This window comes from Synechococcus sp. MIT S9508, assembly GCF_047303045.1.
GTDB lineage: Bacteria > Cyanobacteriota > Cyanobacteriia > PCC-6307 > Cyanobiaceae > Synechococcus_C.
Genome location: NZ_CP138941.1, coordinates 503,807 through 526,094 on the forward strand (window position 1 = coordinate 503,807; position 22,288 = coordinate 526,094).

General features: G+C 58.9%; 21 protein-coding genes and 1 tRNA gene. 14 read left to right on the top strand and 8 right to left on the bottom strand.

Going from position 1 to position 22,288, the window contains the following annotated elements; translation table 11 throughout:
* The first annotated feature begins 131 nt into the window (after positions 1-131).
* The 5 genes from tig (at position 132) to SIB42_RS02585 (ending at position 6,531) form a co-directional block, all read left to right on the top strand.
* Positions 132-1,577, top strand: coding sequence for a trigger factor (gene tig / locus SIB42_RS02565; protein ID WP_067093392.1), 1,446 nt, complete (start codon positions 132-134; stop codon positions 1,575-1,577).
* A 41-nt stretch (positions 1,578-1,618) separates the two neighbouring features.
* A complete protein-coding gene (gene clpP, locus SIB42_RS02570; protein WP_067093747.1) occupies positions 1,619-2,308 on the top strand; it encodes an ATP-dependent Clp endopeptidase proteolytic subunit ClpP in 690 nt (229 codons plus the stop codon).
* 88 nt (positions 2,309-2,396) lie between these two features.
* Positions 2,397-3,752 (top strand): ATP-dependent protease ATP-binding subunit ClpX, encoded by a 1,356-nt coding sequence (clpX, locus tag SIB42_RS02575; RefSeq protein ID WP_067093393.1) that lies wholly within the window; start codon positions 2,397-2,399, stop codon positions 3,750-3,752.
* Between the two features lie 95 nt (positions 3,753-3,847).
* Complete coding sequence (locus SIB42_RS02580) at positions 3,848-4,552, top strand: lecithin retinol acyltransferase family protein (RefSeq protein WP_067093394.1); 705 nt, start codon at positions 3,848-3,850, stop codon at positions 4,550-4,552.
* 23 nt (positions 4,553-4,575) lie between these two features.
* Entirely contained in the window at positions 4,576-6,531 is a 1,956-nt protein-coding gene (locus SIB42_RS02585; RefSeq protein ID WP_067093395.1) for a DNA polymerase III subunit gamma/tau, read from the top strand.
* Here SIB42_RS02585 and SIB42_RS02590 read toward each other — a convergent pair.
* Positions 6,528-7,913, bottom strand: a complete 1,386-nt coding sequence (locus SIB42_RS02590) for a glycosyltransferase (protein ID WP_067093396.1) — start codon at positions 7,911-7,913, stop codon at positions 6,528-6,530. The two genes, SIB42_RS02585 and SIB42_RS02590, sit on opposite strands and share 4 nt — an antisense overlap.
* Before the next feature lie 8 nt (positions 7,914-7,921).
* Positions 7,922-9,526 (bottom strand): SpoIID/LytB domain-containing protein, encoded by a 1,605-nt coding sequence (locus tag SIB42_RS02595; protein ID WP_067093750.1) that lies wholly within the window; start codon positions 9,524-9,526, stop codon positions 7,922-7,924.
* A 106-nt stretch (positions 9,527-9,632) separates the two neighbouring features.
* On the opposite strand from SIB42_RS02595, the gene rpmI reads away from it, so the two are divergent.
* The 3 genes from rpmI to SIB42_RS02610 all read left to right on the top strand — a co-directional run bounded on the left by rpmI (position 9,633) and on the right by SIB42_RS02610 (position 10,867).
* Positions 9,633-9,830, top strand: coding sequence for a 50S ribosomal protein L35 (gene rpmI, locus SIB42_RS02600; RefSeq protein WP_066908876.1), 198 nt, complete (start codon positions 9,633-9,635; stop codon positions 9,828-9,830).
* Positions 9,831-9,894: 64 nt separating this feature from the next.
* On the top strand, positions 9,895-10,242 hold the full coding sequence (gene rplT, locus SIB42_RS02605; protein WP_067093397.1) for a 50S ribosomal protein L20: 348 nt from the start codon (positions 9,895-9,897) through the stop codon (positions 10,240-10,242).
* 34 nt (positions 10,243-10,276) lie between these two features.
* The gene (locus SIB42_RS02610; protein WP_067093398.1) at positions 10,277-10,867 is read left to right on the top strand and encodes a hypothetical protein; all 591 of its coding nucleotides are present in this window, start codon (positions 10,277-10,279) and stop codon (positions 10,865-10,867) included.
* Here SIB42_RS02610 and SIB42_RS02615 read toward each other — a convergent pair.
* Positions 10,835-11,356 carry a hypothetical protein gene (locus tag SIB42_RS02615; protein WP_067093399.1) on the bottom strand — a complete coding sequence of 174 codons (522 nt, stop codon included), beginning with the start codon at positions 11,354-11,356 and terminating at the stop codon, positions 10,835-10,837. The genes SIB42_RS02610 and SIB42_RS02615 overlap by 33 nt on opposite strands.
* Before the next feature lie 91 nt (positions 11,357-11,447).
* Between SIB42_RS02615 and SIB42_RS02620 the strand changes: the two genes are divergently transcribed.
* The 4 genes from SIB42_RS02620 to SIB42_RS02635 all read left to right on the top strand — a co-directional run bounded on the left by SIB42_RS02620 (position 11,448) and on the right by SIB42_RS02635 (position 14,929).
* Complete coding sequence (locus SIB42_RS02620; RefSeq protein WP_067093400.1) at positions 11,448-12,257, top strand: thiazole synthase; 810 nt, start codon at positions 11,448-11,450, stop codon at positions 12,255-12,257.
* A gap of 87 nt (positions 12,258-12,344) precedes the next feature.
* Positions 12,345-12,512, top strand: a complete 168-nt coding sequence (gene psb34, locus SIB42_RS02625; protein WP_067093401.1) for a photosystem II assembly protein Psb34 — start codon at positions 12,345-12,347, stop codon at positions 12,510-12,512.
* Between the two features lie 58 nt (positions 12,513-12,570).
* Positions 12,571-13,767, top strand: coding sequence for an NAD-dependent epimerase/dehydratase family protein (locus SIB42_RS02630; protein WP_067093754.1), 1,197 nt, complete (start codon positions 12,571-12,573; stop codon positions 13,765-13,767).
* 13 nt (positions 13,768-13,780) lie between these two features.
* Entirely contained in the window at positions 13,781-14,929 is a 1,149-nt protein-coding gene (locus tag SIB42_RS02635) for a glycosyltransferase family 4 protein (protein ID WP_067093402.1), read from the top strand.
* 1 nt (position 14,930) lies between these two features.
* Here SIB42_RS02635 and mrdA read toward each other — a convergent pair whose 3' ends face one another.
* From mrdA to cbiD, 5 genes are all read right to left on the bottom strand, one after another.
* A complete protein-coding gene (gene mrdA / locus SIB42_RS02640) occupies positions 14,931-16,736 on the bottom strand; it encodes a penicillin-binding protein 2 (protein ID WP_067093403.1) in 1,806 nt (601 codons plus the stop codon).
* 5 nt (positions 16,737-16,741) lie between these two features.
* Positions 16,742-17,122 carry a hypothetical protein gene (locus SIB42_RS02645; RefSeq protein ID WP_067093404.1) on the bottom strand — a complete coding sequence of 127 codons (381 nt, stop codon included), beginning with the start codon at positions 17,120-17,122 and terminating at the stop codon, positions 16,742-16,744.
* Positions 17,123-17,140: 18 nt separating this feature from the next.
* Positions 17,141-17,752, bottom strand: a complete 612-nt coding sequence (locus SIB42_RS02650) for a hypothetical protein (RefSeq protein ID WP_067093757.1) — start codon at positions 17,750-17,752, stop codon at positions 17,141-17,143.
* A gap of 157 nt (positions 17,753-17,909) precedes the next feature.
* Entirely contained in the window at positions 17,910-19,496 is a 1,587-nt protein-coding gene (guaA, locus tag SIB42_RS02655) for a glutamine-hydrolyzing GMP synthase (protein WP_067093405.1), read from the bottom strand.
* Positions 19,497-19,546: 50 nt separating this feature from the next.
* Positions 19,547-20,719, bottom strand: a complete 1,173-nt coding sequence (gene cbiD, locus SIB42_RS02660) for a cobalt-precorrin-5B (C(1))-methyltransferase CbiD (protein WP_067093406.1) — start codon at positions 20,717-20,719, stop codon at positions 19,547-19,549.
* 53 nt (positions 20,720-20,772) lie between these two features.
* Here cbiD and SIB42_RS02665 point away from each other — a divergent pair, with 53 nt between their 5' ends.
* Together SIB42_RS02665 and SIB42_RS02670 are read left to right on the top strand one after the other, a co-directional pair.
* On the top strand, positions 20,773-21,924 hold the full coding sequence (locus SIB42_RS02665; protein ID WP_067093761.1) for a pyridoxal-phosphate-dependent aminotransferase family protein: 1,152 nt from the start codon (positions 20,773-20,775) through the stop codon (positions 21,922-21,924).
* Between the two features lie 52 nt (positions 21,925-21,976).
* Positions 21,977-22,048 (top strand) — tRNA-Gly (locus SIB42_RS02670).
* Positions 22,049-22,288 lie beyond the last annotated feature (240 nt).

Genomic DNA, 22,288 nt, shown 5'->3' on the forward strand with positions numbered 1-22,288 from the left:
GCAACCACCGGCTGCAACGACCCTGAACACTTGAAGCCAGGGTGTGGCTTTTCCTACAAAGCAGCTTACGCGGGGGTGATGGTCAGGCACTTAATTAATGTGTTGGGCTGCTTGTACCTGCGACCCAGCCGATGAGTGCCGCCAGCCTGAAGGTTTCCACCTCCTCCCGTCCCGGTAGCCGACTGGCCGTGGAGGTCGCTGTTCCTGCGGAACGCTGTGAAGCCAGTTACGAGGAAGCGATCAAACGACTGAGCCGCAGTGTCAATCTGCCGGGGTTCCGCAAAGGCAAGATTCCCCGCACCGTGCTGGTGCAGCAGCTCGGAGCTTTGCGGATCCGTGCCACAGCGCTGGAAACGTTGGTCGACAGCGTTTGGCGCGATGCCCTCGAACAGGAAACCATCGAAGCTCTCGGCCAGCCTGAACTGAGCGGCGGCTTCGATGAACTGCTGGAGAGTTTCAAACCGGGTGAAGGCATCACGGTGACGCTGGAAACCGATGTAGCTCCCACACCAAAGCTGAAGAGCACAAAGGGTCTGAAGGCCGAAGCGGAGAGCGTCAGCTACGACCCGGCCCGCGTGGACGAAATGCTCGAGGACTCACGCCGCCAGCTTGCCACCGTGGTTCCCGTGGAAGGACGCAAGGCAGAGAAGGGAGATATCGCTGTTGTGGGATTCAAAGGCAGCTACAGCGACGACGGCAGTGAGATCGAGGGCGGCAGCGCCGATTCCATGGATGTGGACCTCGAGCACGGCCGCATGATCCCTGGCTTCATTGAAGGCGTGGTGGGCATGGCGGTGGGAGACAGCAAAACCGTTGAGTGCACATTTCCCGATGACTATCCCAAGGAGGATGCACGCGGTCGCAAGGCCAACTTTGAGATCGAACTGAAAGACCTCAAGACCCGCGAGCTACCTGAACTGAACGATGACTTCGCCAAGCAGGCCAGCGAACAGGAGTCTCTAGCCGATCTGCGCAGCGACCTTGAAAAGCGTCTGAAGGATGACGCCGAGCGCCGCGCACGCAGCAACCGGCATGACGCCTTGCTTGCCGCACTCGTGGAACAGCTCGAGGTTGAGCTTCCCGAAAGCCTGATCCAGCAGGAGGTTCGCAATCTGGTGGAACAGACCGCTGGACAATTTGCCCAGCAGGGCATGGATGTGAAATCTCTGTTCACTCCCGAACTGGTCCGCAACCTGATGGACTCATCACGCCCTGAAGCGGAGGAGCGCCTGCGCCGAAGCCTCGCCTTAACAGCGCTGGCCGAGAGTGAAAAACTCACAGTCGAAGACGGTGAAATTGACGCCAAGCTCGAGGATGTGAAGCAGCAACTCGCCGGCGAACGCGACATCGACCCAGAACGTCTTCGTCAGGCCGTGTTGGACGATCTGCTTCAGGAGAAACTCATGTGTTGGCTGGAAGACAACAGCACCGTCACTGACAAAGCACCTGAAGACTCAGGCAAAGAGAGCAAGGGAACAGCCAAGAAGGCCGCGGCCAAGAGTGGAAAACCCGCTGAAAAGAAAAAAACCACCAAGGCGAAAAGCGCCAAGAAGGACAATGATGACGCCGAAGCCTGATCTACAGCCATAGATTGCATGCAAAGCCCGCCAGCCGCCGAGTGATCGACGTCCGCAGTCACCATCCAATTCAGAACCGCTGGCAGGGGATTCAACCTGTCTCGCAGCATCCTCAGGCAGCTCCTGGAGTGCTGCCCACGGTGGTTGAACAGTCTGGTCGAGGTGACCGCGCCTTCGACATCTATTCCAGGTTGTTGCGCGAGCGGATCATCTTTCTTGGCACCGGTGTTGATGATCAAGTGGCGGACGCCCTTGTGGCTCAGATGCTGTTCCTCGAAGCGGAAGATCCCGAGAAAGACATTCAGATCTACATCAACTCCCCAGGCGGCTCTGTGACTGCAGGTCTGGCGATCTACGACACCATGCAGCAGGTGGCTCCTGACATCGTCACCATCTGCTACGGCTTGGCAGCCTCCATGGGAGCATTCCTGCTGTCTGGAGGTGCCAAAGGCAAGCGACTGGCGCTTCCCAACGCACGGATCATGATTCACCAACCCCTTGGTGGCGCTCAAGGCCAGGCTGTTGATATCGAAATCCAAGCCAAGGAAATCCTGTTCCTCAAGGAAACTCTCAACGGTCTGATGGCCGATCACACCGGCCAGCCCTTGGACAAGATTGCCGAAGACACGGACCGAGACAACTTCATGTCTCCTGCTGAAGCCGTTGATTACGGCTTGATCGATCGGGTTGTGGACAGTTTCGGAGACGGAGAAATCGTTACGGAGGGCTGACACCAGCCCGTTCTGTCGCGATCCTCAGTATCTGGGTTGAGATCTTTCCGATCCTGCTCTGTGTTCCGACTGACCTGCGAAGCGCCCGATGGCCAAGTTCGACGCCCATCTGAAGTGCTCCTTCTGCGGAAAGTCCCAGGAGCAAGTGCGCAAGCTGATTGCCGGACCCGGTGTCTACATCTGTGATGAGTGCATTGATCTCTGCAACGAGATCCTGGACGAGGAACTGATCGACGCGCAGGGTGGTGCCCGCCAAGGCAGTGAGCCGACGCGCAAGAGCGGCTCAAACCAGACTCGCAAGACCACAAAGCCTGCCCCGACCCTCGCCTCCATTCCTAAACCACAAGAGATCAAGGGTTTCCTTGACCAGCAGGTCGTGGGACAGGACGCTGCCAAGAAAGTGATGTCGGTGGCGGTTTACAACCACTACAAACGGCTGGCCTGGCAGGGCGACGGCAAAGGGGAAACGGAACAGACCGCCACCAGGCTGCACAAATCCAACATTCTTCTGATCGGCCCCACGGGGTGTGGCAAGACGCTGCTTGCCCAAACCCTGGCGGAGATGCTGGATGTGCCCTTCGCCGTGGCCGACGCCACCACCCTCACGGAAGCGGGCTACGTGGGCGAAGACGTGGAAAACATTCTGCTGAGGCTGCTGCAGAAGGCCGACATGGATGTGGATCTCGCTCAACGGGGGATCATCTACATCGACGAAATCGACAAGATCGCTCGCAAGAGCGAAAACCCATCGATCACCAGGGATGTTTCCGGTGAAGGGGTGCAGCAAGCACTGCTCAAGATGCTGGAAGGCACAGTCGCCAATGTCCCGCCGCAGGGGGGTCGCAAACATCCTTATCAGGACTGCATCCAGATCGACACCAGCCAGATCCTTTTCATCTGTGGCGGTGCATTCGTGGGGTTAGACGATGTGGTGCAGAAACGCATGGGTCGAAACGCCATTGGCTTTGTGCCCAGCGACGGACGCGGTCGCGGCAAGGCCACACGCGACCTTCAGGCTTCCCAGGTGCTGCGTCACCTCGAGCCCGATGACCTGGTGAAGTACGGACTGATTCCTGAGTTCATCGGCCGCATGCCGGTGAGCGCTGTTCTTGATCCACTGGACGAACATGCCCTGGAATCCATCCTCACCGAGCCCAGGGATGCCTTGGTCAAGCAGTTCAGAACACTGCTGAGCATGGACAACGTGAAACTTGACTTCGAGGCAGGAGCCATCGAAGCCATCGCTCAGGAGGCGCATCGACGCAAGACCGGAGCTAGAGCCTTGCGCGGCATTGTTGAAGAGCTGATGCTCGACCTCATGTACGAGCTCCCCTCTCGCAAAAACGTGCCGGACTTCACAATCACCCGCGCCATGGTGGAGGAGCACACTGGCGGCAAGGTGGTGTCGCTGCCCGGCAAGGATCGCCAGCAGGAATCAGCCTGATCGGACCAACCCCAGCGGTTCGGAAGACCCCCACTCTCTGAGCCTGTCTGAACAGGAACTTCGCGAGAGACTCAGGTCAGCCCACGATCAAGGCCATGGCCACCGCCGACCATCTAAGGGTTCCTCGTCAGCACGGTTTGTTCCTGCACCACGGGATCGATCTGGGCGATGGCTCGGTCGCCCATTACCTGGAAGGTCGGGAAATCCTGCGAAGCTCCCTCGAAGAGTTCAGCAGGGGGCAAGAGGTGAGCATGGTGAGCCATGAACAGGCATCACCGGCGGGGGTGACCCTGAGAAGGGCCATGAGCAGGGTTGGCGAACAGAACTACAACCTGCTGTTCAACAATTGCGAGCACTTCGCCAACTGGTGCAAAACAGGGCGGCATCGGAGCGGTCAGGTGGAGGACTGGCTCCATACAGGCAGCCTCGGTGCACTGGCACTCGGCCAGCTGATGCCTGCGGCCCTGCTCACCGGCCTGGGTGTGCTGCTGCGCAAGGGAGTCATCGATGAACAGTCTCGCCAACGTGCCAGGCGAGCTCTGGAACAACTTCAGAAACTGCGAATACGACTTATGCAGAAACTGGACAGCACCCTGGAACAGGCGGAGACCTGGATGCAAGGCATGCCTGGTCAGGGGGCTGATGAACGCGTGAATCGACGCAGTCGGCAGCTGTTGCTCACAGGCCGGAGCATCGCCGATGAACTCGCAACCGTTGAAGACATGGAAGAAAAGCTCCATTCACTGCTGGATAAGACCTCTCAAGCAGAAAACACAGTCTCAAGACCTGAACCTCGGTAGCCTCAGAATCCTGCCGGCAGTGCATGAGCCAGCCGTACCAGCCACTGCATCACAAGTACCGGCCCCAACGGCTTAATCAGCTGGTGGGCCAGGAAGCGATTGCGGCCACCCTTGGGCATGCACTGCGCACCGGACGCATTGCCCCGGCCTATCTCTTCAGCGGACCTCGCGGAACGGGTAAAACTTCCAGCGCTCGCATCCTGGCCCGGTCACTCAACTGCCTCAGCAACGACGGTCCGACGCCGGAACCCTGTGGCAACTGCGAACTGTGCAACACGATCGCCTCAGGCACAGCACTGGATGTCATCGAGATTGATGCCGCCTCCAACACCGGCGTCGACAACATCCGCGACCTGATCGAGCGCTCAAGGTTCGCTCCAGTGCAGGCGCGCTGGAAGGTTTATGTGGTTGACGAGTGCCACATGCTCTCCACCGCAGCCTTCAATGCGCTGCTCAAGACCCTGGAGGAACCACCTCCACAGGTGGTGTTCGTGCTGGCCACAACCGACCCACAGAGGGTTCTGCCCACCATCCTCAGCCGCTGCCAGCGATTTGACTTTCGGCGCATTCCTCTCGATGCACTTGAGCAGCACCTCCAATGGATCGCCTCAGAGGAGTCGATTCCCATCCAACCGGAAGCTCTGCATGTGGTGGCCCAACGAGCCCAGGGGGGCCTGCGCGATGCAGAGAGTTTGCTGGATCAGCTCAGCCTTCTACCTGGACCGATCGAAGCCGGAGCGGTATGGGATTTGCTGGGAGCGGTTCCTGAACAGGAGTTACTAGAGCTGGTGAAGGCCATGAGCACCAGTGAGCCCGTGACGCTGCTGGAAGCGAGCCGTCAATTGCTTGACCGCGGCCGTGATGCCGGATCCGTTCTTCAGGGCATGGCAGGGATCCTGCGGGATCTCGTGCTGATGGCCGCTGCTCCAAATCGACCTGAACTCACCGGTGTCTCCCCACAGTTCCGCGATCAACTGCCGGACCTCGCCAAATCCATTGGCCGAACACGACTGCTGCAGTGGCAAGCTCAGCTTCGAGGCGCTGAACAACAGCTGCGTCAGAGCGTGCAACCTCGGCTCTGGCTGGAGGTGCTGCTGCTCGGTTTGCTGGCTGAACCAGCCGCAACGACAAGCGCAGCAACTTCAGCACCAGCTCGAGTGAGCTCTGCGGCTCCTGAGGCTGCTCCAACACCAGCGCCTGCCCCAGCACCAGCTGTTGCTTCAGCATCCATCTCTTCAGCAGCCGTTGCCTCAAAAGCCGATCTCTCAACAGCCGTGCAAGCGGTAAGCCTTCCAGACACATCCAACACCCAGTCGCCGCCTTCACAGGCAGCTGCAACATCCGAGCCCCCAGCTGAAGCAGCTGCAACTACTCCCGCTCCAAGCGAAGACCTTGGTGAGCTCTGGCAACAAATCCTGGCCAGTCTGGAACTTCCCTCCACGCGCATGCTGCTGTCGCAGCAGGCCCGGCTGGTCCGGATCGACAGCCACCGCGCCGTCGTGCAGGTTTCCGGGAACTGGATGGGCATGGTGCAGAGCCGAGCAACCTTGCTGGAAAAAGCGATTGCAACTGCCATGGGAGGCAACCGTCAGCTGGTGCTCGAAAACCATGGAGGCGCAGCTCCGATGGCAGCAATGCCGAACCCAACAGCATCCACAACGGCACCACCACCTGCACCAGCTCCCAGCAAAGGCGTTCAGCTGCCTTCCCCCCCTGCATCGGCCGCTGTGGTGCCAAACAATGCAGCATCTCCAGCACCCACATCAGCAACGGCTTCTGCCCAGCCGCCGCAGGCAACTGCAGCTCCCTCGATTACCACCAGCCAGACAGCACCCGTTCAGACAGGCACTGCCGACGTGTCGGCTCAAGCAACAACAGTCCCGCCAGTGCGCGCTGAGCCTTCCGCCATGGATGAAAAGGTGAAGCGCTTCGCTGACTTCTTCAATGGTCAGGTCCTGGACGTGGACCTCAACAACTAAATCCCAGGTTCTGAAGCCTGAAGCTTCTCATCCTGTCCGCTGTGCGTGGTCTTGGCCCAGACCAATCGTTTGGGAAGAAACGCCATGCGCAGGGTGACCCAGGGGATCACAAGGAACCAGTGACTGAGATAGGCGATGCCCAGCAGAAGATTGAACAGACCCGGCGAGGGCAAATCGGGCCCTTCGCTGGGGCGTCGACAGCCACGCCAATAGGCAACCCCGGACACGCTGAAGGCCACGATCGACAGAGGCCAATAAGCCGGCGTGGTGCGGCTGATCACACTGGTGAACAGATCCGCCCAGGAGACCACGGGAAGGGCGTACTGAAGCAGGAAGAAACATGCCATATCCCTTCGCTGGGCAGGGGTCAGACGCGAAGAGATCAAGCCCGACCAGTAGTCGAGAAAGCGTTGCAAGCCTCCTTCGGCCCAACGCTGGCGCTGCTTCCAGAGTGCCTGAAGCGACTCAACGGCCTCCTCCTGCACCGGTGGATCCCAGAGGATGCCAATCCGAGCTCCGTGAAGCATCAAACGAAAACTCAGATCCAGATCGTCAGTGACGGTGTCCTCATTGAAACCACCGCAGGCTTCCAGCAGATCCCGGCGCAACAGCTCACCATTGCCGCGCAGTTCAGCCACTCCACCACCGGCAAGCCGTCCATCCTGAAGCTGGGCATCAAAGGCCATCTCCATGGCCTGAACACGGGTTAACCAGTTGCTGCTTGCATTCGTTACAGCTTTGCGCATCTGAACGGCGGACCAATCACCGCTGGTTGCGAAGGGCATCAACCGTTCCAGCTGATCCGAACTCAGCTGGGCATCCGCATCAAGAATCAGCAGCCATTCACCCTCGGTTTGAGCCAGAGCGGCATTGAGAGCACCCGACTTTCCTCCGCCGGCATTCCGAGGCCGGCTGATCACCCGCAAAGAAGGGAAACGGACCTGAAGCTCTGCGAGACGGTCGGGAGTGCAGTCTTCGCTGCCGTCATCCACCACACACAAACTCAGACGTCCATCGGGGTAGCGCAAGGCACTGAGGCGCTCCACCAGGCGAGTGACCACCGCTTCCTCATCACGGGCAGCAACCACCACATCCACCGTGGGGAAGAGCTCCGCTGACATGGCAGCTGAGAAGGACGGGGAATCATCCGGATCGCTGCCCTTTCTCTGCATGGTCTGCTGATCAGGGCCTCGCATCAAAGTGCGCAGGGCGTAGCCCCCGAGCACCATCGCCAGAGTGAAGGCAGGAATCAGGCTCCGGGATGGATCCAGCCAATGGGGCGCCGCGCCGGCCCAGCCACAGGCCGCCAAGAAGAAGACCGTCTTGCCGCGGCGGTGATCTCCAGTCCCTGCGGCCACAGCCCTCCCACCACGACGAAACATGGGGAACTTTAGGGGGCCTTAGCAGGAGCGTACCCAGAAGGGGCTGTGAATGGCCCCAGCTGGGTTCCGGGGTAATAGTGCTGCAGGATTCGCTGAGCACTCCAACCGCGATCGGCCATATCGATCGCACCTGCCTGAGACAGCCCCACTCCATGGCCAAATCCTCCGCCTTGGAAGCGCCAGACCCCCGCCCCTTCAGCGTCAACAACGAACAACGTGCTGGGCAAACGGCGAAGGGTGCGCCGGATGGCATCCAGTTCCAAGACCAAGGGTTTGGCTCCACGATCCCGATCAATCTCAAGGGCGAGAACCCTTCCGCTGGGCCCGCGCTTCTGCACGCTCACCGATGTCGGGACAGTATCTCCCTGGTCTGCAGCGGCTAGGGCCTGGGCTAGCTGTCCTGCGGTGTAAACACGGCTCCAGCGAAAACGGGGATGACCTGCTCCATAGGCACCACCCCCATTGTTCAACAGAGCCTGAACGTCCTGGTTGCTGCGCAGAGGCAGGGAGATCGACTGACCCCAAGCGGCCGCACCATCCGCTTGAACCTGCACGTAGGGAAGTGGCTCCATGTTCCAGGCCTCCTCAGCGTGAGCACTCACACCGCCATTGGTCGCGTGATACACCGCATGAATCGGCTGGCCATCCCACAACAAGACCTCCCCGGACGTGGCACGGATGGCCTGTCGAACGGCTGGGCTTGCCAGCCGTGGATCGCTGTACACCTGGCATTGGGTGTCACTGCAGAGGTGATACCCATCCAGAGCAAAACGATGGCTATTGGCCAAAGCCCATGTGCGAGCCAGCACAGCCTGAGCCTGCAAAGCAGCCGCTGGGGATCCCGCTCCGATCTCATGGGGCACCACCCCCTCGAGATAACGCTCGAGCGGAAGCTGCTCCAGCAACGTCCAGCTGCCATAGGCATCCGCCTGCAGGCGAAACGGTCCGCGCAGAACACCACCGTTCCAACGCATGCCATCAGGAGCTTGCACTTGCAGAGGCCCCTGCAGGGTGCGTCCTCCCTCGGGCCCCTCGAGCACGGGCATCACAACACTGCTGATGCGCTGACTGACCTCACGCAGGGACACACCTGCAAGATCAAGCGCATCAGTGGGGGCCCAAACCTCCCATTCGCCTGGATGAGCCACCTGAGCCTCCACCCCCTGACTACGCCATCGCTGAGCAATTTGATCGGCTGACTCGAAACTCGCAAAGGGTCCGGCCACACGTCGGGCCACATCGAGAGGTTCCGGGAGAGCGACGCGTCGCCAGCTGAAGCGCAGCCTGTCAGTCGACAACGCAAGCTTTCCGGCTTGATCCAGCAGTCGTAGTGGAGCAGCTCCCGCGCTGATCAACGTCAATTGAGAAGCCGATCGATCGGACCGAGTTCCTGCACCGAGATGATCGTCGAGTGACACCCAGAGAACGGAGTTACTGGCCGAGGGCGGCAATGGCACGCTTCGATGAGTCGGCACCACAACAGCCTCATCTTGAGCTTGAGAAGGAGGCGAAGGCTGCTCGACGACTTGGGCCTGACAACCCAGGCCCGCCCAAACCGGAAGCCAAATCCAGGAGAGAAGCCTGAAGACTGCAACTGGAGCGGAACGGGGCATCACTGCGGGCTGGACAGCTGATCTGAGCATGAACCTGAACAAAGGGTTTGGCTGAAGGCAGGTTGAGGTTCTATGTTTGTCGTTTGTGCCGCGCACTGCCAGAGAAATGCCCAAGCTCAAGACCCGCAAAGCAGCCGCCAAGCGGTTCAAAGCAACAGGCACTGGCAAATTCCTGAGACGCCGCGCGTTTCACAACCACCTGCTGGATCACAAAAGCCCAAAATTGAAGCGGCACCTGAAAACGAAAGCTGTCGTTGATCGCACCGACGAAGAGCGTGTCGCCCTGATGATGCCCTACGCCTGAGACGCGGCCTGCTTTCCAAGCAGTAGCTGATCACATTTTCCTTTAATTCCCTTTCTCAAGACCCATGGCACGCGTTAAAAGAGGCAACGTCGCCCGTAAGCGTCGCAACAAGATTCTCCGTCTGGCTCGTGGCTTCCAAGGCAGTAACGGAACCCTCTTCCGCACCGCCAATCAGCGGGTCATGAAGGCTCTGTGCAACGCCTACCGCGATCGGCGCCGGCGCAAGCGCGACTTCCGCCGTCTGTGGATTGCCAGGATCAATGCCGCAGCTCGCATGAACGGTGTGAGCTACAGCCGTTTGATCGGTGGTCTCAAAAAAGCTGATGTGCGAATCAACCGCAAAATGCTGGCACAAATGGCCGTGGTGGACCCCTCCAGCTTCGCCAGTGTGGTGAATGCAACTCAGGGTTGAATAGCGTCCCTTCACGGGAGCTCAACCAGCCTTCATGAATTCCTTCCTGCCGCAGACCTACCTGCTTGGACTCATTGGCTTGCTTGCTATTGCGGCTGTCATTGCAGGTCGGCAGCTTCTGCGGGTTCGTCGTGATGAATTAGAGCTCATTCGTCTTGAGCAATCCGAAGCTGGATCCTCCAAGGATGCTGGCGATTTGTATGAGCTCGCCTCCGTCCAATTACGCAAACGTCTTTATCCGAAGGCCACAGCAACATTGCGTCAGGCCGTGAAACGCCTGAACAATGAACCTCAAGAAGCACGGGCTCTAATCCAGAACGCGTTGGGATTTTCCCTGGCTGCTCAGAAGGATTTTTCAGGAGCTGTACGGCATTACAAATTTGCCCTGCAGGCCAAGCAGGACTATCCAGTGGCCCTGAACAATCTCGCCTTTGCTCAGGAGCGTTTGCTCAACAGGGAGGAAGCAGCAGACCTTTACCGCAAAGTGCTGGCACTTGAACCGTCGAACAAAACAGCAAAAAACCGACTCAAACGCTTGGAACGAGCAGCAGGAGGCCAAACAACCAGCTCATTCATCGAATCGCAGAAGAGCTCACCAGAGAGCTCTGACAGCAGGGGCTTCTGATCCAGGACAGCTTGGAGCCAAGCTCAGGCTGCCGCCGCGATTGGTAAGCCGTGGTGCCTGCCAGCTCGAAAGGGACATTCCCTGAAGAGCGAGGTAACTGCCACCAGGCTCGAAGTCGTCCGTGAGCTGGCTGGCAAGCGGCAACAAATCCAACTGATCCGACGATGCATTGAGATTGCCCTGCACCGGCGTGCTGATCTCGCCGATCTGCATGTTTCCTCTCAGATCAACCATCTGGCCGATGGGCTGAACACTCGCAAAGGTGAGTTTCACATCCACGCTGTTGCCACTTGAGAACGACATGTAACTGCCGCACCACTCTCTCGGCATCGACATAGCGATATTGGCGGCCCTGGCAATCGGATCAAAACGCTGAACCGAACCTTCAAGATCAATTGGCTCCGTCAAGGCGGAGGCATCGAGAGGTAGTGACGGTTCGAACGTCGCCGGAATCTCAATCGGCGCGTTCATGTCCATAGTGATGGGCATGACAAGAACGGAGGATGGCCGCAGGGTAGGTCCCTCAATCGTGGCCTGTTCGACTTCCGATCCGGTTCCCCACTAGTCCGCAGCTCATTCAATGGCTTCGACCCCGTCCAACACCGACCCACTTCTGATCGGTGGTCGGCAGTTCAACAGCAGGCTGTTCACCGGCACGGGCAAGTATCCGAATCTGGAAGCGATGCAGCAAAGCCTCGTTCGCTCCGATTGCGACATGGTGACCGTGGCCGTCAGGCGAGTGCAGACCGTGGCAGCCGGCCACGCCGGCTTGATGGATGCCATCGACTGGAAACGCATCTGGATGCTGCCTAACACCGCTGGCTGTGCCAACGCGGATGAAGCCGTGCGTGTGGCCAGGCTGGGCCGCGAGCTGGCCAAGCTGGCAGGCCAGGAAGACAACACGTTCGTGAAGCTGGAGGTGATTCCCGACAGCCGGCACCTTTTGCCGGATCCCTTCGGAACTCTTGAGGCTGCTGAACAGCTTGTGAAGGAGGGATTCACAGTGCTGCCCTACATCAATGCCGATCCGCTGCTCGCCCAACGGCTTGAAGAGGTGGGCTGCGCAACAGTGATGCCCCTGGGTTCACCGATCGGATCCGGACAGGGGCTGCGCAACGCATCAAACATCGCGCTGATCATCGAGAACGCCTGTGTTCCCGTCGTGGTGGATGCCGGGATCGGGGTCCCCAGTGAAGCCGCCGCCGCTCTGGAAATGGGCGCCGATGCCGTCTTGGTCAACAGCGCCATTGCCCTAGCGGGCAACCCTGCGGCGATGGCTGAAGCGATGGGTCAGGCGGTTCAGGCGGGCCGCACTGCTTACCTTTCTGGCCGACTGCCAAAACTCGAACAAGCCAGTGCCAGCTCTCCAACCACCGGCCTGGTCAAGTAAAGACTGGTGAAGTGACATGAAGCAAGCGACATAAATGAGGTCATTAAGCAATTGCACTCATAAGGTCCGTCCAGTCACAACGGACCCATGCAGGTCACAACCGAAGACGGTGGACGTCTGAATGCCTTTGCCAAGGAGCCCCGCATGGAGGTCATGGCCAAGGAAACCAGCCGCAGCAGTGCCTCCAGAGCGTTGATCATCAGCGGCTCAGTGCTGGTGGTGGCACTGATGGCCCTAACCGTGGCTATCAGCTGAAAACCCTGTAGTAGCTTGCACCTCATTGGCGGCTCGCACGCTTCAGCAGGAGTTTGGGGTGAAAGTTCTCGTTCTCGGTGGTGACGGCTTCTGCGGCTGGCCCTGCGCCGTGAATTTGGCTGATCAGAGCCACGATGTTGTGATCGTGGACAACCTGAGTCGCCGCAAGATCGACATCGACCTGGAGGTTGAATCGCTCACACCGATTGCCAACATCGGTGATCGCCTCAAAGCCTGGGAAGAGACCGGCGGCAAGCCCATGCGCTTCGTGCACATGGATATCGCCCACGAGTACGAGCGCCTGGTGGATCTGCTCAACCAGGAGAAGCCTGAGGCGGTCGTGCACTTCGCTGAACAGCGCGCAGCGCCCTATTCGATGAAAAGCAGCGCGACCAAGCGCTACACGGTCGACAACAACGTCAACGGAACCCACAACCTGTTAGCCGCCATCGTGGAATCCGGCCAAGACATTCATGTGGTCCACCTAGGAACCATGGGCGTCTACGGATACGGCTCCCACAGAGGCGCCACCATCCCAGAGGGCTACCTGAAAGTGGAAGTGCCCCAGCCCGATGGCAGTCGCTTCGAGGAGGAAATCCTCCACCCGGCAAGCCCTGGCAGCGTTTATCACATGACCAAGACGCTGGATCAGCTGCTCTTCCTCTATTACAACAAGAACGACAAGGTCCGCATCACAGACCTGCATCAGGGCATCGTCTGGGGCACGAACACAGAGGCAACCGATCGCGACCCACGGCTGACCAATCGTTTTGATTACGACGGCGACTACGGAACGGTGCTCAATCGCTTCCTGATGCAGGCGGCCATTGGCTATCCACTGACCGTGCACGGCACTGGGGGGCAGACACGCGCGTTCATTCACATCCGCGACTCCGTGCGCTGCGTCCAGCTGGCCCTGGATAACCCACCAGAACAAGGCGAAAGGGTCAAGATCTTCAACCAGATGACCGAAAGCCACCAGGTGGGTGAACTGGCCAAGAAAGTTGCAGCCCTCACTGGAGCCAAGGTGAACAACCTGCCCAATCCCCGCAACGAAGCAGTTGAAAACGACCTGATCGTTGACAACCGTTGTTTCATTGAGCTCGGGCTCAACCCCACCACACTCGATGACGGTCTGTTGAAGGAAGTGGTGGACATCGCCACCCGTTACGCCGATCGCTGCGATCGCAACCGCATCCTCTGCACCTCAGCCTGGACCAAAACCCAGGCCCAAGCCATCGGCTCCGCCTCCTGATCAGGCCATTCCCTTGAAAATCGCCTTCTTCACCGAAACCTTCCTGCCCAAGGTCGACGGCATCGTGACCCGCCTCACCAAAACGGTGAAGCATCTGGTGGACGCCGGCGATGAGGTGATGGTGTTCTGTCCAGAAGGCTGTCCGGAGGAGTACATGGGTGCCCGCCTGATCGGTGTGCCCGCCATGCCTCTGCCGCTCTATCCGGAGCTGAAGCTGGCTCTGCCGCGGCCAGCTGTCTCCGAAGCGATCGACAGCTTCGCGCCAGACCTCATCCATGTTGTGAATCCAGCGGTGCTGGGGCTCGGGGGCATCTGGCTCGCCAAGACCAAATCAATCCCGCTGGTTGCCAGCTATCACACCCATCTGCCCAAGTACCTCGAGCACTACGGCATGGGCATGCTCGAGCCATTGCTATGGGAACTGCTGAAAGCCGCCCATAACCAGGCCCTTCTGAATCTGTGCACCTCCACCGCCATGGTTCAGGAGCTCAGTGACAAGGGAATCCAGCACACGGATCTCTGGCAGCGAGGGGTGGACACCGACCTGTTCAGTCCTGAGCTGCGCAGCAATGCAATGCGCCAACGCTTGATGGGCGATCAAGACGACCGCGGCGCTCTGCTGCTCTACGTAGGCCGGCTCTCCGCCGAGAAGCAGATCGAGCGGATCAAACCTGTGCTCGAAGCTCTTCCCGATGCTCGTCTGGCGCTGGTCGGTGACGGACCCCACCGCCAGCAACTGGAAAAACATTTTGAAGGCACGGCCACCACATTTGTGGGCTACTTAGCCGGTGAAGAGCTGGCAAGCGCCTATGCATGCGGTGATGCTTTCCTCTTCCCCTCCAGCACGGAAACTCTCGGACTGGTGCTGCTGGAAGCCATGGCAGCCGGTTGCCCGGTGGTTGGAGCCAACCGCGGCGGCATTCCCGACATCATCACCGACGGCGTGAATGGCTGTCTCTATGAACCCGACGGCAACGATGGAGGTGCTTCCAGCCTGATCACAGCCACGCGTCGCCTGCTCGGCAATGACATCGAACGCCAGTCCCTGCGCAGAGCCGCCAGAGAAGAAGCAGAACGCTGGGGCTGGGCAGGTGCAACGGAACAATTGCGCGGCTACTACCGAAACGTTCTCCAGAAGCAGCAACTGAGCGCTGCCGCCTGACTCATTGCTTGCCGCGGGTGCGGTTCCAAACCTCCATCACCTTTTTGGCCATTGGCAGTGCATGCACTGATCCGCCACCAGGTGTGTTCTGGGCAAAGGCCACGATCACGATCTTCCCCTCTGGATAGGGCGCATACGTGGCGAACCAGGCGTGGTCCGGTCCACCGGTGCTGTCTTCAGCAGTTCCTGTCTTGCCTCCGGCCGGTGGAATCCCAGGACCGTTCAATCCGTAGCCAGTGCCATCTGATACCACCTTGCGCAGACCCTCGCGGATCGTGTTGAGCGTGGATGGTTTGATATCGACTTTTGTGCGCCGAGCAGGGTCAGTCCAGTCGAGCCCCTGATCAGCCAGATGGGGGGTGACCAGCCAGCCACCATTGGCGAACACGGAATAGGCCCTGGCCAACTGGAGGGGCGTGATCTGAACCACCGACTGCCCAATGGAAGCACTGGCCATGTCTTCCGGAATCCAGGGGGTCGTTCCAGGGTCGGCCCAGCCACGACCGGCCGCCGCCCAGTCTTCATCACCCACGAGCCCCACACTTTCCTCCCAACCGATCTCTATGCCGGTCTTCTGTTGAAAGCCCAGCGCATCCGCCGCTTTCTTCAGAGCAAGGGATCCTGAGCCAACGCCCACTTGGTAGAAAAAGGTGTTGCTGGAAAAACGCAACGCATCGGCATAGCCGATACGGCCAAAGCCGGCACCGTTGTGATCAGGGAAGCAATGACCTCCATAAGTGATGCAGGCGGTGGTGTTGAGTTGCGTATCAGCAGGAAACTTGCCGGACTCCATGCCGGCCATCGCCGTCACAGCCTTCCAGGTGCTGCCGGGGTCATAAGCATTCATGGACCGGCTGAGCAATGGCTTTTTCGGATTGGAAAACAGTGCGTCGTACTCCTTCTGGGTGGTGACGAGCTTGGAGAAGAAATTGGGATCGAATGTGGGCTTGCTGGCCAGAGCAAGAAGGTCGCCATTGCTGGGATCCATCGCGACGATCGCACCACCAGGCTTGTCGGCCAAAGCCTGCTCCGCTGCCTTCTGTAGATCCAGATCCAGCGTGAGCTTGAGGTCCTTGCCGGCAACCGAAGGTCGATCGCCAAGATGACGCTGCACCTCACCCATGGCGTTCACCTCGAGCATCTGCCCACCCCAGGCACCGCGAAGATGGGTTTCGTAGGCTGCCTCCACACCGATGCGCCCGATGCGATCTCGGATTTTGTATCCCTTTTCGGCGAGGGTCTTGTATTCCTGCTCCGTGATGGGCTGGGTATAACCCAGGGCATGAGCCGCCAGGGTTCCGTGAGGGTAGAAGCGCAGGATGTCCACATCCACCTGAGCCCCCTTCAACCCCTGCGACTGCTCACGGAAACGCAGAACCTGCTCAGGCTTGAGATCGGTAGCCAAATTGATGCGATAACCGTCCCGTGCCTGTCCGCTGCCGCGGCGCTGATCCAGAACGGCCTCATCAAGACTCAGCAAGCGGGCCAGACGATCGCGCAGGGCCGGCCAGCTGGCATCGTCGACCAAGCGAGGCTCGACATAAAGGGAGTAGGTCAATTTGCTGGAGGCCAACACCCGCCCTTTGCGATCCAGCAGCCGTCCTCGTGTCGGTGAACGAGGAACAAGGCGAATGCGATTCTCATCAGCCAGTTCGCGGTAGCGGGACCCCTCAAGCACCTGAAGCCACACCAGGCGGGAGACCATCGCCGCACTCACCAGCAGAACGAGCGCCAAAAGCACCAGTGGCTGCTGCCGCAAACCGCTCTGACGCTGACCATCCCGTTGCGAGAAACCAGAACCCGCCATCCCAGTCAACTCACCCTGTTCATCAGCGCATCCAACCGCTGCAGACGCCCATCAATCCGTGCCAGAACGTCCTGCAACTGCGACGCGTCACTGTGATCCGAATCGAGACTGTCTTGCGGCGCCACAGGCTCATCCACCTCCACCTGGACAGACATCACAGGATTTCCCAGCCCAGGGCTGATCTGATCCAAGCGTTCACGAACCTCCCGAGCCGCGGCTTCACCCTGCTCTCGCAGATCGCCAAGGGGATCATCCCCTCTGGCGACGGACTCAACGGCCCTGGCGGGGCCATCCGTGCGGACGCGATCGACAAACGCCAAACCCATCGGTAGAACCTCCTGCATCAGGGCCAGGCGCAGCGAATCAAGTGGTTGGCTATCGGCCATAGAGGCGGGCCTAATGATTCAACGAAGTCCAGTCTGCTCCGAAGGGAGAACAAGTGTCGGACAGGCTGAACGAGAGGACCCCAATGACCAGCCGATCACACCGGACAGCACGACAATCGCCACGATCGGAACCAAAGCATGATGCGTAGTCTCGAGGGCAATCCACTCAGACCAGCCACGCCAGAAGCGATCCCGGGCAAACCGACGCTTCTCCCGGCTTTGAAGTCGTACCCGCCTTCGGTACGACTTCTCCACCCATCGCTCGAAGGAGCGCTTCTTGGTGATCGCCATCTTGCGCTCGACCTCAAGCAGCTGGCCTGACGTGAGCTCGGGATGAAACGTTCCGATCAGTTCCAGACTTTTCAGGAACATCTCCACCGCGCCATCCTTGATCTCCTGATCGGAGGGATCCAGCAGGGCCCACTCCAACTCTGGATAGAAACGGCCGCGATTCTGCTGGATCTGATCCTCATTCAACTGTCCAGGCTCGCGCAACCAGCGATCGGTGTTGCTGTCGAAGCGTCGCCAGTAGAGAAACGGATTGATGTAAACGGTCTTGCCAGCAAGCTGGATGCTGTCCTGCTGAAGACGTCGCTGCAGTTGCTGGTCCTGCTGTTGGGCAGCGGTCACATCCTTGAAGCCGGGGGCCAAGGTTATCGGTGCTGGCAACGGCCTACCAGCCCCCTGAAGGGACTAATTGACACTCCCATTAAGGGCCAACTTGGACTGGCAAAAAAAGCAACTGACTCAGCAATGAGCCAGCCAGTGCTGGATTTCAAAGCCTGAACTATTCCCACTCAATGGTGCCAGGCGGCTTGCTGGTGATGTCCAGCACCACACGGTTCACACCTTTCACCTCATTGACAATGCGATTGGAAATGGTCTCCATCAAGTCGTAGGGCAAGCGCGACCAGTCAGCGGTCATACCGTCTTCACTGGACACGCATCGGAGCACAATCGGCCAGGCATAGGTGCGCTTGTCACCCATCACCCCCACCGATCGCACAGGTAACAGAACAGCGAAGGCCTGCCAGATGTCGTGATAAAGACCAGCCTCCTTCACCTCTTCACGCACGATCAGGTCAGCATCACGGAGGCAGTCGAGCTTCTCAGCTGTAACTTCGCCAAGGATGCGAATAGCCAGACCCGGACCAGGGAAGGGATGACGACGCACGATCTCCTCAGGAAGTCCAAGTGAACGACCCACCTTGCGCACTTCGTCTTTGAACAGCTTGCGCAGCGGTTCCACCAACTTGAACTGAAGATCCTTGGGAAGGCCACCCACGTTGTGGTGGCTCTTGATCTTCACGGCAACCCGCTCACCGGTCTTGGGGTCAACGTTGGTTCCTGCACTCTCGATCACATCGGGATACAGCGTGCCCTGGGCCAGGTAATCAAAAGGACCTAGGCGACGACTCTCCTCTTCAAACACACGGATGAATTCGGTGCCGATGATCTTGCGTTTCTGCTCGGGGTCCGTGACGTCCTTGAGCTTGGTCAGGAATCGTTGCCGGGCCTTGATGTACTCAACGTGAATATTGAACTTGCGGTCGAAGAAGTCCATCAGGAACTCAGGCTCGCCCTTCCGCATGAAGCCCTGATCAATGAACATGCAGGTGAGCTGATCACCAATGGCCTTCTTGAGCAAAAAGGCCAAGGTTGATGAATCCACGCCACCTGAGAGAGCGAGCAACACCCTCTTGTCACCCACCTGATCGCGGATCTGCTTAACAGCTTCCTCAATGAACGTTGCTGTCGTCCAGTCAGGCTCGCAACCGCAAATGTGATAAACGAAATTACGAATCATCGCCATGCCGCAGGTGGAATGGACCACCTCGGGATGGAACTGCACGCCATACAACTGGCGATCATGATTGGCAACGGCCGCCTCAGATGTATTGGCCGTATGGGCAAGACGCACGAATCCCTCCGGCAGCGCCTCCACCGAATCCCCATGACTCATCCACATCGTGGAGCCGTTATCCACATTGGTGAGTAATTCCGTGGGATCGTCCACTTCAAGCGGTGCTTTGCCGTACTCCGCTTTACCGGTGGCTGCCACCACACGACCGCCCAACTGCTGCACCATCAGCTGCATGCCGTAACAAACACCGAGAACTGGAATCCCCATCGACCAGATCTGTGGATCACAGAGGGGAGCACCATCGGCGTACACCGAACTTGGGCCACCGCTGAGGATGATCCCCTTAGGCGCGATTTGACGCAGCTCTTCAACGGATGTGCTGTAGCCCAGCACCACGGAGAACACCTCGGTCTCTCGGACCCGGCGGGCAATCAGTTCGGAGTACTGGGAGCCGAAATCAAGAATGACGATGGCCGGCTGACGCGGACCTTCAATCGGAACCTGGGACATCTCGCACGAAAGCCGTGGAACGGTAGGCCGCGAAATCGGCCGCCAATGAATCAGCGTAGAGAAGGGCCTTGACCTGAATCAGCAGCCAAAGGATGCAGTTGAACGCCGCAATGCCGAAGCATCAGTAGAGCTTCAGGCCCTGCCCAACGCAGCTGACGATCGCGGTTGAACAAGGCTGCCCCAACTCGCATGCCGGTGCAGCCATAGCGCTTCAGATACGCCTCACTCCTGCCTTCAACCGCCTCAGCCACGGCCATCCAGAGACCCATAGCCTGCTCCAGATCATGGGCTTGCAACCAACACCAGGCCTGTTCCATCGAAGCGGTTTGAAGCAGGGCGCGAATGGATTCCAGATCGAGGCCCTGCTGCACGGCCAGAGCAGCCAATACTTCAAGACGTGCATCAGCGAGGTGGTGATGGGTGTGAAAGATCCCTCCCGCCAATTTGATCAGTTTTCCGTGATATCCGAGCACGAGCAGCTGCCGCACTCCGGATTCAGCAGCAGCCACCAACAAGGGGCCGATCCAGTTTCCTGACTTCAGTAGCGGCTGATGATCAGACAGTCCCAGCTGCTCAGCCAGATCCAAACCGTTTTCACCAATGACAAGCGTCAACCGACCTGCGAAACCGTTCTGATCAGTGAGCTCACGCAACCGCTCACGAGCCAACTGCAACTGATCAGGGGAAGCGCTGGTCTGCACCTCAGCCTGCGTGCCAATCAACGCGAGACCCTCAACCACACCGAAAGCTGAATTGCTGGTGCGCAATGCCAACTCCCGTCCGCGGGGCAACACCACCTCAACATCCAGGCCACCCAAAACCTGCAACAGATCGCTGAGATTGAGCTCAAGCAACTCACGGGCGAAACCTGAAATACACAGTGACCCGTCTTGCTCCAGCCGACCAACGCCCTCGCCGGCGTGGATCTGCAATCCCTCCCCAGGGGAGCGAAGGCTCACAAGCACCCAGATCTCCAGGCCGCGGGTGAGATCCAATCCAGCTCCGGGATCGCAGATGCTGATCGCCATTGCCTTGTCACCACCATCCAGCAGCGAGGCCGCATGCAGCTCCACACGACGCAGCCCCTGTTCAGCAGGAATCCTGAGATCAACGCTCGTGGGCGCTGCGGATCGAGCAAGAACAAGCGCCGCAGCTCGCGCCGCAGCCGCCACCCAAACAGGCAGGGTCAGCCCGAATCCTGAATCGGCAGACGTTGTGGCGATGGGAAAACCTACAGATCATTTTTTAGAATGGACGATTGGCACCCATCGAGCCCGTGCAGGACAAGCTCACCCTGATGATCCCGGGACCCACCCCGGTGCCCGAAACAGTGCTCAAGGCCATGGGCCGCCACCCGATCGGCCATCGAAGCGGCGAATTCCAAGCCGTGGTGGAACGCACCAATACACAGCTGCGCTGGCTGCATCAAACCAACAGCGATGTGCTGGTCATCACCGGTAGCGGTACCGCCGCCATGGAGGCGGGAATCATCAACACACTCAGCCGCGGAGACAAGGTGCTCTGTGGTGACAACGGCAAGTTCGGCGAACGCTGGGTGAAAGTGGCGCGGGCCTACGGCCTGGATGTGGAAGTCATCAAAGCCGAGTGGGGTCAACCACTCAATCCAGACACCTTTCGCAGCGCACTGGAAGCCGACACGACCAAATCAATCAAGGCAGTGATCCTCACCCACTCCGAAACCTCCACCGGAGTGATCAATGACCTTCAGACCATTAGTGGCCATGTCAAAACCCACGGCACGGCTCTCACCATTGCGGACTGCGTCACAAGCCTTGGAGCCGCGAACGTGCCAATGGATGCCTGGGGCCTAGACGTTGTCGCCTCCGGCTCCCAAAAGGGCTACATGATGCCCCCTGGCCTGAGCTTCGTTGCCATGAGCGATCGAGCTTGGAAGGGCTATGAACGCTCCGATCTCCCGAAGTTCTACCTGGACCTTGGCCCTTATCGGAAAACAGCCGCCAAGAACAGCAACCCCTTCACTCCGGCAGTGAATCTCTACTTCGCACTGGAAGCAGCGCTGGAGATGATGCAAACCGAAGGCTTGGAGGCAATTTTTGCTCGCCATTCCAGGCATCGGGCAGCTTCCCATGCAGCCATGAAGGCTATCGGTCTGCCACTGTTCGCCGCGGAAGGGTATGGCAGTCCTGCCATCACGGCTGTAGCACCGGATGGCATTGATGCGGAACAGCTACGCAAGGCTGTCAAAGACCGCTACGACATCCTGCTCGCAGGCGGTCAGGATCATCTCAAGGGCAAAGTCTTCCGAATCGGACATCTTGGATTTGTCTGTGACAGAGACGTGCTAACAGCAGTGGCAGCAATCGAATCAGTTTTGCAATCACTCGGTCTGCACAAGGGCTCGATGGGTGCTGGGTTGAGTGCCGCCTCAGAGATTTTGAGTCAGTGAAAAGCTAGAATGACTATTGAGAAGTTTCCAACATGAGATAAGATATTCGAATGCGGGTGTAATTCAGCGGTAGAATGTCAGCTTCCCAAGCTGAACGTCGCCGGTTCAAATCCGGTCACCCGCTTTATAAATTGATGAACAATAATCTTCTAGCTTCGACTACCCCAATTGGATGTTGAAGCTCTCGGTTTAATCAGTTGAATAACCTGTGGGCCAACGCTACCGGCTCTGCGTTCATGATTGAGAGCCCTTAAGATCATTTGAGCTGATCCAGCAGTATTTCCTTCGCTTGCCTGAGCGCGCGCTTGATCAAACCATTGGCGTGCTCGGATGAGCAGTTGTTCGCGATCAGGCTCCACGGATT

Bases quoted from the DNA above. Each gene is read 5' to 3' on its own strand.
- tig (WP_067093392.1), top strand. From the start codon at position 132: ATGAGTGCCGCCAGCCTGAAGGTTTCCACCTCCTCCCGTCCCGGTAGC.
- clpX (WP_067093393.1), top strand. From the start codon at position 2,397: ATGGCCAAGTTCGACGCCCATCTGAAGTGCTCCTTCTGCGGAAAGTCC.
- SIB42_RS02580 (WP_067093394.1), top strand. From the start codon at position 3,848: ATGGCCACCGCCGACCATCTAAGGGTTCCTCGTCAGCACGGTTTGTTC.
- SIB42_RS02585 (WP_067093395.1), top strand. From the start codon at position 4,576: ATGAGCCAGCCGTACCAGCCACTGCATCACAAGTACCGGCCCCAACGG.
- SIB42_RS02590 (WP_067093396.1), bottom strand. From the start codon at position 7,913: ATGTTTCGTCGTGGTGGGAGGGCTGTGGCCGCAGGGACTGGAGATCAC.
- SIB42_RS02595 (WP_067093750.1), bottom strand. From the start codon at position 9,526: ATGCCCCGTTCCGCTCCAGTTGCAGTCTTCAGGCTTCTCTCCTGGATT.
- rpmI (WP_066908876.1), top strand. From the start codon at position 9,633: ATGCCCAAGCTCAAGACCCGCAAAGCAGCCGCCAAGCGGTTCAAAGCA.
- rplT (WP_067093397.1), top strand. From the start codon at position 9,895: ATGGCACGCGTTAAAAGAGGCAACGTCGCCCGTAAGCGTCGCAACAAG.
- SIB42_RS02610 (WP_067093398.1), top strand. From the start codon at position 10,277: ATGAATTCCTTCCTGCCGCAGACCTACCTGCTTGGACTCATTGGCTTG.
- SIB42_RS02615 (WP_067093399.1), bottom strand. From the start codon at position 11,356: ATGCCCATCACTATGGACATGAACGCGCCGATTGAGATTCCGGCGACG.
- SIB42_RS02620 (WP_067093400.1), top strand. From the start codon at position 11,448: ATGGCTTCGACCCCGTCCAACACCGACCCACTTCTGATCGGTGGTCGG.
- psb34 (WP_067093401.1), top strand. From the start codon at position 12,345: ATGCAGGTCACAACCGAAGACGGTGGACGTCTGAATGCCTTTGCCAAG.
- mrdA (WP_067093403.1), bottom strand. From the start codon at position 16,736: ATGGCGGGTTCTGGTTTCTCGCAACGGGATGGTCAGCGTCAGAGCGGT.
- SIB42_RS02645 (WP_067093404.1), bottom strand. From the start codon at position 17,122: ATGGCCGATAGCCAACCACTTGATTCGCTGCGCCTGGCCCTGATGCAG.
- guaA (WP_067093405.1), bottom strand. From the start codon at position 19,496: ATGTCCCAGGTTCCGATTGAAGGTCCGCGTCAGCCGGCCATCGTCATT.